Origin of the sequence: Martelella sp. UBA3392, from assembly GCF_002358775.1 — a bacterium.
Classification (GTDB): Bacteria; Pseudomonadota; Alphaproteobacteria; order Rhizobiales; family Rhizobiaceae; genus Martelella; species Martelella mediterranea.
This window is the reverse complement of the sequence record NZ_DEPM01000286.1, coordinates 1-10,138: the sequence shown is the minus strand read 5'-3', so window position 1 is coordinate 10,138 and position 10,138 is coordinate 1. Positions and strand designations below refer to the sequence as shown.

8 protein-coding genes are annotated in these 10,138 nt (G+C 59.1%); all 8 read right to left on the bottom strand.

The features are described 5' to 3' along the window. On the bottom strand, positions 1–1,645 hold a 1,645-nt coding region (locus B4E36_RS22280; RefSeq protein ID WP_345900835.1), incomplete at its 3' end, for a DEAD/DEAH box helicase. Between the two features lie 4 nt (positions 1,646–1,649). Continuing rightward, positions 1,650–2,768, bottom strand: a complete 1,119-nt coding sequence (locus tag B4E36_RS22275; protein WP_292060035.1) for a HamA C-terminal domain-containing protein — start codon at positions 2,766–2,768, stop codon at positions 1,650–1,652. A gap of 32 nt (positions 2,769–2,800) precedes the next feature. Beyond that, positions 2,801–4,981 (bottom strand): KAP family P-loop NTPase fold protein, encoded by a 2,181-nt coding sequence (locus B4E36_RS22270; protein ID WP_292060033.1) that lies wholly within the window; start codon positions 4,979–4,981, stop codon positions 2,801–2,803. A 270-nt stretch (positions 4,982–5,251) separates the two neighbouring features. Next, positions 5,252–6,100 carry a DUF3883 domain-containing protein gene (locus B4E36_RS22265; protein ID WP_292060031.1) on the bottom strand — a complete coding sequence of 283 codons (849 nt, stop codon included), beginning with the start codon at positions 6,098–6,100 and terminating at the stop codon, positions 5,252–5,254. An 8-nt stretch (positions 6,101–6,108) separates the two neighbouring features. Beyond that, complete coding sequence (locus B4E36_RS22260; RefSeq protein WP_292060029.1) at positions 6,109–7,023, bottom strand: nucleotidyl transferase AbiEii/AbiGii toxin family protein; 915 nt, start codon at positions 7,021–7,023, stop codon at positions 6,109–6,111. Then, positions 7,023–7,865, bottom strand: coding sequence for a type IV toxin-antitoxin system AbiEi family antitoxin (locus B4E36_RS22255; RefSeq protein WP_292060027.1), 843 nt, complete (start codon positions 7,863–7,865; stop codon positions 7,023–7,025). The genes B4E36_RS22260 and B4E36_RS22255 overlap by 1 nt, the downstream gene beginning before the upstream one ends. 151 nt (positions 7,866–8,016) lie before the next feature. Beyond that, positions 8,017–9,321: a hypothetical protein gene (locus tag B4E36_RS22250; protein ID WP_292060025.1), complete on the bottom strand. Its 1,305-nt coding sequence runs from the start codon at positions 9,319–9,321 to the stop codon at positions 8,017–8,019. A 555-nt stretch (positions 9,322–9,876) separates the two neighbouring features. After that, the coding region (locus tag B4E36_RS22245; protein ID WP_345900834.1) for a putative quinol monooxygenase at positions 9,877–10,138 on the bottom strand (262 nt) is incomplete at its 5' end.

The window sequence follows — 10,138 nt, the reverse complement described above, 5'->3', positions numbered from 1 at the left end:
CGAGCCGCTGACTGACGCCTGCCTCCAGCGCGGTGATGATCTCGCTGTCGCGCGGCTGGTCCAAAGGCTTAGATTTCCAGTCGTCGTAACCAATCAGGAAAATATTGCCCTGAAACTCGCGCCGCAGTCGACCGGCACGGCCCGCAAGGTTCCAGAAATCGGTCCCCTCCAGCGGCCGAGTGCGGCCTTTCTCGGGCTTGCACATAAAGACGTTGCGCGCCGGCAGATTAACGCCCTGCAGCAGCGTGCTCGTGCAGACGAGGAAGTCCAGTGTGCCATCGCCAAAGGCGTCCTCGACCGCTTGGCGGACCTGTGTCGGCATATTTGAGTAGTGGAAGCCAACGCCGCGCCGAACGCAGTGGCCGAGCACGTAGGAATCGTGAACTGACTGCGCGGCGAGTTGCGCGACTGCCTCCCGCTGCGGACTAGCGACCTCTTCGACTCGCAACTCGGCGAGTTGTAAGGCGAAGTCCTCCGCTTCGGCCATGCCATTGGCGTAAACGATACTGGGACCACGACCGAGTGCAAATGGAATGTGGACCAGTTGATCCTTTCGGGACGCGAGCGTATGTCCGAGTTCGAACTCGCCGACTAGCTGCTCGCCGCCTCCCGGCTCGACTGATGTCACTGAGAATGCGCCGAGCTTCGCGGATGTGACCCGCACAACCAAGAAGTTCTGCGCGACGGTTGGCTCCTTCGACGGAACGCGCTCGATGTTGTCGAGGCCGAATGCTCGCCCGAACACATCAAGGTTGCGAATCCCCGGGCTGGCGAAAAGCAACTGCGCGTCAGGCTTGCGGCTCAGCAGGTCGTCGACCACCCACTGAAGGAGGACGCCGCGCCCCCGGTCGGCGATGCTGTGGGCCTCGTCGACGATGACAATCGTGGCGACCAGGTCGGGGTGCGACGCAAGCATAAGACGGACGCGTTCTTGCGTCATCACCAAGATGGCTCGCCGGGGGAGCGGCTGGTCGCCATCCAGTGGAACGGTGACAATCTCCGGCGCGCCGCCTGCAGTCGATCTAAACATGCTCGCTAGGTCGCGTGAGACTTGGGCGATGAGAGCGCGGGTTGGGACGAGGTAAATGACAGTCCGGTCGGCTACGTCCTCGAACAACCGTGCGAGGTGCCCCTGCAGCACGAACGTCTTTCCGGCCGAAGTAGGGGCCCCCACCGCGACGTTCGCTCCGTTGCCGAGTTTGTGCCATAGCTCGTGCTGGAAGTCCGTCAGCAGAACCGGCTCCTCACGCAGGGTCACCCGCCGCTGGTCGGCGAGGCCGAACTCCTCGACTAGGAGTTCAAGCGGAAGGTGCCCTCCGGCGTCGCGGACATCGCCGCGCGTTCCAAGCGCCGGGAAGTTACCGAGCCGGCTCAATACGACGCGCAGTGCCTGCTGCATCGGGAGCGTCTCGCTACCGACGACTTCGTAGGCGGTAGTCGCCGACTGATAGGCTTGGCGACGATGCTCGGGGTCGGACGAGCAGGCGAGTACCGCAGCCGCGCGAATGAGGCGGACGGCGTCGTCCTGGCTGACCTCCTCCGCAAGGGGCTGGCCGAGTTCGCGGGCGAGCCAAGTCCGGTGGGCCAGAGCCGCAGCCGCGTGGAAGGCCCTGTTGCGCCAGATGTGGTCCGCTAGTTCCTGCACCAGCTCAGTTCCTCTCCACGTTGCTAACCTTAGGGCCTGACGCCGCAGCCGGCGCGCTCGTCCATCCAATCTTGTCCTGGAACAGCTCCCGCATACGGTCGACCGACGGGACCGGGATCAGGAAGAGCTCAACCGGCTGGTGAGCGAGCGACTTGCCCTTCAACGCCGTCGCGATCCTCGGCGCAACCTCGTCCAGCCTCGCCAGCGCGCGGGCGCGAAAGAGCTCTTCCGCGTCCTCCGACGCACCGAGCACGGCGTCGTAGGCGTCGAAGTCGAACGCGATGAGGCACGTGACGATGTCGTGGCGGTTCGCGTATCCCGGTCCGAACGGGTCGAGCATCTCAAGTAGTGCACCGCGAGCGCCCTCAGACATGTCGGAGAGATTGAGGTAGCGCTTCACGAGCGTAATCTCGTGCTTAAGCTTCTCGTCAGTGAGGGACTCCGCGATCGACTCAACCGCCGCAGTGATGGCGCCGCCGATATCCTTATAGAGTTTAGCCTCTCCCCAGTAGACGAACAGGCGGCCTGTATCCGAGCAGAATCGGACGTGGACGCCATCGGCGCCGTGGACCGCCATATCGCGGTTAGTTTTAAGTCCCATCTTGGCGATGATCTGCGGCGCGTCGAGCAGCCATTCGGTGAGGAGGTAGAGGATGAGCTCGCCTGCCTCGCCGTTGCGGTTGGTCGCCCGGTGCGCCCGCTTGAAAAGGTCGTAAGCTTCTTGGCGGAGCAACTCGTGTCGTTTCATAAACTCGTCTGCCGGAAGCTGGCCATACAGCGTCTGGAGCTCGTTCACCTGGTGTCGTGGCAGGCAGAAGTTGATGACGTGCAGCGAGACGGCGTCGATCAACTCGGCCATCATCGGCTTGCGCTGGCGAAAGCTGGGATAGTGCAGTCGCAACGTCAGGCCACTGCATTCGGTCTCCACCGAGTGCTCAATGCTGCCGAGGTTATTGGCGAGCCAGGATAAATTGCGCCTCAGCGCCTCAATCGCGGTCCGAAGCGCTTCTGACTTGTCTATCGTGGCCTCAGGTGCCCCATCAGCCATGAATGGCGCGCCCACCGCTAGTGTTCCCCATGTTCCGCCATTGATCGCCTCACCCGTGCCGATCTCCCGTTCCAACTACACTGTCAATTTTCGGCTCTTTCTGACTGTTATCTGTCGAATAACCCATCGTTACCAGCGCGCTTTCGATCCCAAGCATCGAGCAGCGTCTGAACTGTATTCAGGTCGTCCTGGTTCAGCTTTCCACCTGCCGCGATTTCCTTCAATCGAGCCCGGAATGCCTTGGGGTCAATAATCTCGGTATCGTCGCTGATCTGTGCCACCACGGTGGCTTTGGAAACTCGATCACCGAGGCTTCCAAATCCGCCCATTCCCATAGACCATGAGCGTCCCGTGAAATCCCGAGCAAGTGCGACAAGGCTAGGATCCTCGAGGATACGCGCGCCCGTCCACTCGCGCACTTCGGTCGAGTCGCCGCCGAGCAGATCACGCCAGCGATAAAGGACATAGACGAGATCCCGATGGTCAATCAGCGAGCCGTTCGCCGCGGCCGTACGGATGGTATGCAATGCTAGTTTGCGCACAGGCTCGATGGCGGAGGCTTGCACAAGGCAATCCTCGTCCCGCTTTGGACCTTGTTTCCGTTCCTCCTCATGATCGCCAATGGCTGATGAAGCAAAATCGACTAGCCAGCCGAGGGCCGCATTCTGAATCGCCGCAACGAGGACATTGCTCCGTTCCTCCGGCGTGAAGCGCTCGCGCGTAACGCGGCGTAGTAGCCAGTGATAGCGCAGGCTCGTGTTTGCTATTCCGCCAAAGCCGCGCTCGGAATCGACGTCGAGGTCGATCTCATCGTGGATCTCAAATAGTGCCCCGAGAAACGCAGTTACTTTGCCTTTGTCGACTCGAGCGGCATGTGTCGTCAGTTCGTCTAGATAGACGGGCACCATCGATTTCCCGTTGCGGCGAATCGCTTTCGCGGCCGCTCGCATCGTCATCTTGATGAAATCGGCGTCGTCAGCCCGCTTTGCCATCTCCTCAATGATCTTTGTCGGGAGTGTTTCGTCACTCAGGGTGAGGCGGAAATAGGTATCGAAATGAGCCTCGATGCAGACGCGGCGTTCGGCATCCCAATGTGAAATCCAATCGCCGCCGTAGCCCATGTTTTCGAGCTTAGGGAACAGGCGCTGCAATGCTACCTTTGCTAGATCGTGACGTGACACAGGAACATCATCCAAGAACGGCTCCAGACGATCATCGTGATTCTGATTGCCGTTATGCTGATTGGAGACACCACACGCCTCCTCTTTTCGGGAGCGTATCGCCCGAAACAAGCCAGGCTCATACAGGCGCAGTGCTTCCAGAGCGATGAAGTCGGCCAAGCTCACCTCGCCTGCAACGGCGGGCCACGTCACGCTGATCGCATTCTCATATCTTGCCACATGCCGAGGGGTCGCCATGTATGGAGCCACGATATCGTAGAACAGGTTCATGATACGGACGATCTGAGCCTCTTCTGGGTCGCCGCAAATCTCCTGGATTGCGGTAAGGACCGCTTCGTTCAAGTCTGTTTGGAGAGGGGCAGGCACTTCAAATCCCGCTTGGACGATCTTCTCCAAAAAGTGAGGGCCTTCCGAAGGAAACCGCTCCTGCACCGCCTTTTCGGCCAGATCGCGGTCGAACACCAGCAGGTACATGATATTGGGCAAGCGGCCGACGGATTTCACCAGCCGGAATATCGCTATCGCTTCGTCGGGCGAGAGACGATCGATGTCGTCGATCACGACGAGGAATCGACGATCTTCATCAGCAAGGATTTTTGCCAGCTTCTGAAATGTCTTCTCGAGAGTATCGCCCTGGGGAAAGAAAGTGCTCACAAACTTCGAGCCGCCGGTGAACAGCGCTGTCAACGGCGCGCCGCTTGCCAGAGTCACTGCTGCGCCGATAGTCGGTCCGGCTTGAAGCAGGCGTTGAGTGATGCTGGGAATCAGGTCTCTTACCTTGTCGCCCAGGCTGGTTCGCAACGTTCCGTTCAGACTTTGCAGAAAGGCGAGCGCCAGCGCTTCTTCACCTCGGTACCACCAGCATTTGAAATCCGAAACCACCAGCTTGTCGCTGCCGGATTGTGCTAGCGCAGCGCGGATGAGGTTGACGACGCTGCTTTTGCCCGACCCCCACGGCCCATTGAGTGCAATGGTCGTTCCAACTGGCTTTTGCATTCGGGTGATGCTCTTCGCGATCGATTCCGCAAAACCGGTCACGCCATAGCGGTCATCGTCGGCTGCCTCGATAGGGCTGTCATTGAAATAGCTTCGTTTGGACTCGCTCATTGTTTGCCCATCCCCATCCGCTCGCAACTGCTTACTCTTACATGAATAAATGTAGAGACAATGGAAATGAACGTTATTTCCGAACCCTACCTAATTTTAAACTGGCCGATGATTGTTCGCTCTGATCAGAAAACGGTATTGCTTCGGCTTCAAGCTCATCGAACGATAATTTGATGGCTGGGCACAAGATCTTCGTGAGGGCGACATCTGCGATCTGAATTTCAGCTTTACTAAGTCGAACGTCGAAAGGTACCCGTCGGGTGCCGGCCTTTACAAGAAATTGGCCTGATAACTGGTTGCCATCAGCGACACATGCGCATCCAGCGGTGGCCGCAACTCAAACGCCCGTGGCTCACGCGCGAAATTCCACAACCTCACTAGCCGCCAATCCGCGCGGCGTTCCTCAGCAACGGTTAGTTCGTTACGAGTAATGTGAAATGGCGTTCGCTCCCAACCTTTGGTTGTCTTCACCTCGATCAGCCGATCGCGGCCGTCGGGATCGAAGCTAAGGATGTCGTAGCCGGCACCATCGCCATCAATCTGCGACACCCAGCGGATGCGGCCTGCGAGATCGCTTCGGCCGGCGGCAAGCAGGTTGGCGCGCTCGTGGGCGAGAATCCGCTCCTCGCCTGCGCGACCTAGTGCGCGATTGCGGGCATCACGCTCGGCCACATCGTACTTCCGGGCGATAGCTGTCATCTGCTCAAGTTCGTTGGGCGGCGGCGCATTGCTGTGCGTCGGGGGCGGGCCGATCCATAGCATCGCTTCTTCCTGAAGCGCTGACGGCGACGGATTCATGGTCATCCGTGCGGTGGACACGAGCCAATCCGGATGACGATTCAGCCAGCGAACCACCGCGTCGACGAGCGACGCTTGGAAATTGAAGGCCGGCTTATAGCCAGGAATCCAATCTTCGCCGAGGCCCTTCAACACTGCGCTAATGTTCTGGTTTTTATATTCTATGGAACCCCGGGGTCGCCCAGTTACCACCTGCAGCAGACGATTATGCTCGGCCTTGCTGTAGGGGCGGCCGGCGATGTCTTCGGCGAGCATTGCGAAGTAGTCCGCAACGATCGCGTCGTTCTGCTCCTCGGTCCAGACACCCCCCATCTCCGCCATAGCTTCGCCTATCTCGCCAAGATCTCTTCAAGCTGATTTACCAGCGTCCCCCGCTTCTCAGCACTCAGGCTATCGAGATTCTGTTGCCGCCATCGCACGGCCGGCAGATCGGCGGCCGCTTCCAAGCCGATTGTTGACCAATCGGGTTCGCCTAGTTCGAACGCCAACAAGAATTGGCGATGAGAATCAGGCATTGAGCCGACGACTTCGCTGATGAGCGCTTCACGCGCCGCCAGAAGGTCGTCGAGTGCGACAGGCTGCCGCGTCATACCGACGAAGCCGCGCTCGAACTCAGCTTTGACGTCTTTGCGGCGCACCGCAAGCACCTCGGCCATGGGCCGGTCGTGGCTGATGAGGTAGACGAGAAAGGTCCGCCGCAGCGCGTCGTCGATGCCTTCGTTTGCCAGGAGGTCGCGTGCATCGAAGAGGTCACGTGGATGCTGCCGGTCGAACGCGGCGACGATCTTCCCGGCGTAGAGATCCTGAAAGGAGACAATCCGCATTTCCGCGAATCCAAACTCGTCTTCGACGCCAGGGGAGACCGGACGTAAGTCGGGTTCGAATACGCAGCCTCGCAGGACCGGCGTGACCTCGATTTTGATCTGCGCGCTATCGCTGCGAACCAAAAGCTTGGTGATGACGTTTTCGCGCGAGCGCGATGGCGTGACGCGGGTGCCACGAACCGCTTCAGTGATGCGCTCTGCGATGCGCAGCATCGCCGCATCGATCGCAGCTAGCGAGGCCGCGCGATCCTGAACCGGCAGATACGTGAGGTCGATATCGACCGAAAGCCGTGGCAGGTCGCGGATGAAGAGATTGATGGCCGTGCCGCCCTTCATCGCAAAACACTCTTCCATTGCGACTGAAGGCAGCGCACGGATCAGGAGCGCGACCTGGTTGCGGTAGGCATCAGCAAAAGCCATCAGGGTGCCTCGTCCAGTTCTTTCGGCACGGTGATCTGATAAGCGGGATCGTAGCGCCCCTCCTTGACCAGCATGCGCTTGCCCGAGCCAAGATCGATTGCGGCGCGCTCGATGTGTTTGAGCCATGCGTGGCGATGCCGGTCGGCAAAGAAGAAGAAGAGGCGCTTCACCTTTACGCTTCGACAGCGGACAAGCAGCTTCTGCAGCCGTCGTGGAGCAAGATCGCTCAGTCCTTCCATGAGCACGTCGACCTGATGGAAGCTTTCATGATCGGGCAGCTCGTCGAGAAGCTCGAGGATGGCACGTTCCGGTGCTGAAACCGTCAGCGGCCAATCCCATTGTCCCCAGGCAAGGGAGCGCAGCCCGGCCTCCTGGAGCGGCCGGTCGCCTTGCTTGTCGGCACCCGGAGCTAGGGGAGGGAAGTCAACCTCGTGTAGGTCGCTCCCAAAGAGCCGTGTGCTGTTGCGGTAGACGAATTCCTCCTTGAGTGGCAGCGCGGCGAGCCAGTTGGGGGGCTTCGTTGGACCGTGAAGATAGACCTTAGAACCGCCTTGCGAGACGTAATGGGCATAGCCTTGCAGTTCGAGAGCTGTTCGGCCACCAACAGCAAGGCGATGGTCGAGGAGCGTCTGGAGCGAGATAACGACCTGCTGCCAGCTCAACTGTCCGCGGGGGCGTCTATAGACCCGGCGTGCCGGCTGTTCGAGCCAGCCCGAGGAAACATATTTGGTGCGCAGGGAGGTGTAGTAGTCGCGCGCGGAGAGCCACGCGGAATCAACGAGCAAGCCCTCCGGGAGGAGGCGCTCAAGCTGCTTCAGCTTTCCTTCGCTTTGCTCACTCATGGTGAGCGTTTTAGCTCATATTCAAACTGCAGGCTAGTTCGAAAATATCTCAGTTAGCGTCACGTTGGTTAGCAAATACGGTATATGACAAACCGTAAGGCCTCGCGTTGATACAAATCCTCGAATTTTGATGGCTGAAACTGGTTTCGTATCAGTCAGTCGGAGAGGCTTCGTCCGTCTCTGCTTCCTCGATCGGCAAGGCCAAGGCGTCTGTCCACTCCAGCGGCGAGCACGAGGTGGCCAGCCCCTTTGCGTCGTCGATAGACCAGAGTTGGAGGGTGATGGGGGGCGAATAGTAAAGGCTGCCCCTTTCCGCTTCCTCTTCAGGATCTGGCTCGGCGAAATCGACTTTCGACGATCTGGCCGAGATGTCGAGGAAATGGGGACTGACCAGGGCGTCGATCTGTTTCAGATGCTGCCGGACCCAAGTTGTCATTGCGCTCACCCTTGCAGCATCCTCGGATGTCGCTTTTTCGAGATGACGGAGCACTGCGTTCAATTTGTCCCGTTGGGTCAGTTGCTGATGGACCGCATCCACAAACTCCATACGGCGCTTCTCGCGGCTATTGAATGCCTCTTCACGCCGGCGTCGAGCTTCGGCCTCTCGGTGGCGGCGTTCCCGCTCGTCGGATTCTCTCCTGCGCTCACTAATGTACGCGGCGTGCCCGACGAAACCTGCCAATATGTCCGGTAACATGCTTTCCAGGGCTTGTGTCTTTCCGTCTGAGTAAGTGCGGCGAAGACCTGAATATGGGTTGGCGTGAATAACGATGGCGAGCCGGCCGGATGGAACTTGGTCGTACTTGGGCCACGGGTCGGTTCTGTAGCCCCAGCGCATCCTTTCATCACGCTGCTTCAACTCGGCAGGTGTTGGTTGATGCAAGGTCTTCTCAGGCTGTTCCTCCAGGCCGGACGCAATTGATTCATTCTCGACAATGAGCGCCAACCCGTCTTCGGTTGCCTTGGGCAAATGGCCTTGGGTTTCCGCAAGAGCGAACAACTGGCTTAGGACCCGAATTCCCCGTTCAATGGAAGCCGGAGCAATTTTGAGCGGGACAACGCCTTTCGACCGGACCGCGGCGAATCCCTGGTCGTCAGGACGCGCTTTCGATATCGCGCGTCTTGTGGCAGCGAGACACGGCGGTTCAGCGATGGTCCGCGTCGGTTCCGATGCAGGGACCAAAAGCGGCTTAGCCGCGGCATGCTTGTGGAGCCTATCTCTAGCTCTCTCTTTGGCTTCGCGGACCGACGGAGACAGATGCTGCTCCGAACTTCCTGATATCCTCACCGTTGCCAAGTTTGGTTCGGTCAGTGGCGGTAGTGCTTCCTTGGTGACCCGCTTGCCGTATTCCAGCTTTGCCCAGTACCCACGTTCCGGTGTTGGAATGTGGTGGCGATCGCAGGTCTTCTTCAACGCCGTACCCGTAACACCGTAATCTGCGGCAACTTTGGTCATGGGTTTGGACCAAACCTGCTCGTAAAGCCCTTCCCGAGAAACTGTCTTCACCCTCTCAACCTCTGTCGTCCATGCAATGTGCTCGGTCCCAACCCGCCATCCCGGCGATCCAGGATCGAGGTGGGTATATTGATTTTGCCGGTTTTGACGGTACTTTATCGGGGTGCTAGATTCGACTTTCGTCGTCTACGTCTCACCGCGAAACGGCCGATAGATGCCGATAGTTCACAGAATTTTTTCAGCTAGGTGCGCCCCTGAAAACCCAGCAAAATCAAAAGGCTAGGTTTTGGACGGTACCTTTCACGGTATAATCACTCGACAATTTTATTTTTCGTAAACAAATCAGATGCTTAGAGCGGAAAAAATATTGGAGTGGGAATGATTCGGGGCTATCCGAGGGTGTCGGGGATTAGGGCCCGATGCACTTTATGCTGCTGAGACAATAAAGAGGCTTGCGCGGATCCGCACGGCGTAGGCGGGTGCTGGCATTGCCAGCCGGTCCGCCTTTGAAGGCCGCGCCCCGTGCGGGCGCGGGCATCGGCTTGGTCCTCCGGTTCAGTCGAAACCGGGCCTTTCCTCCATCACCGCGTAGGTTTGGAGATCGCCTTTCATCCGGTCACCCCAGGTCTTCAGGAATGCCAGCGTTTCCGCCCTTGCGAGATGGGCCGTCAGCGCTTCCCTGTCCCGCCAGCGCTCTGCCACCAGGAAGCGTCCCGTTGGCCTGTCATCCAGGGCGATGCCGTAGAACAGGCAGCCCTCTTCGGCCTTTATGCTGAGACTGATCGCCTGGACGTCGCGGACGAATGCGTCGACGTCC

What these genes read in the sequence shown, in the direction of transcription:
- B4E36_RS22270 (WP_292060033.1), bottom strand. Translation starts at nt 4,981, where the DNA reads ATGAGCGAGTCCAAACGAAGCTATTTCAATGACAGCCCTATCGAGGCA.
- B4E36_RS22265 (WP_292060031.1), bottom strand. Translation starts at nt 6,100, where the DNA reads ATGGCGGAGATGGGGGGTGTCTGGACCGAGGAGCAGAACGACGCGATC.
- B4E36_RS22260 (WP_292060029.1), bottom strand. Translation starts at nt 7,023, where the DNA reads ATGGCTTTTGCTGATGCCTACCGCAACCAGGTCGCGCTCCTGATCCGT.
- B4E36_RS22255 (WP_292060027.1), bottom strand. Translation starts at nt 7,865, where the DNA reads ATGAGTGAGCAAAGCGAAGGAAAGCTGAAGCAGCTTGAGCGCCTCCTC.
- B4E36_RS22250 (WP_292060025.1), bottom strand. Translation starts at nt 9,321, where the DNA reads ATGACCAAAGTTGCCGCAGATTACGGTGTTACGGGTACGGCGTTGAAG.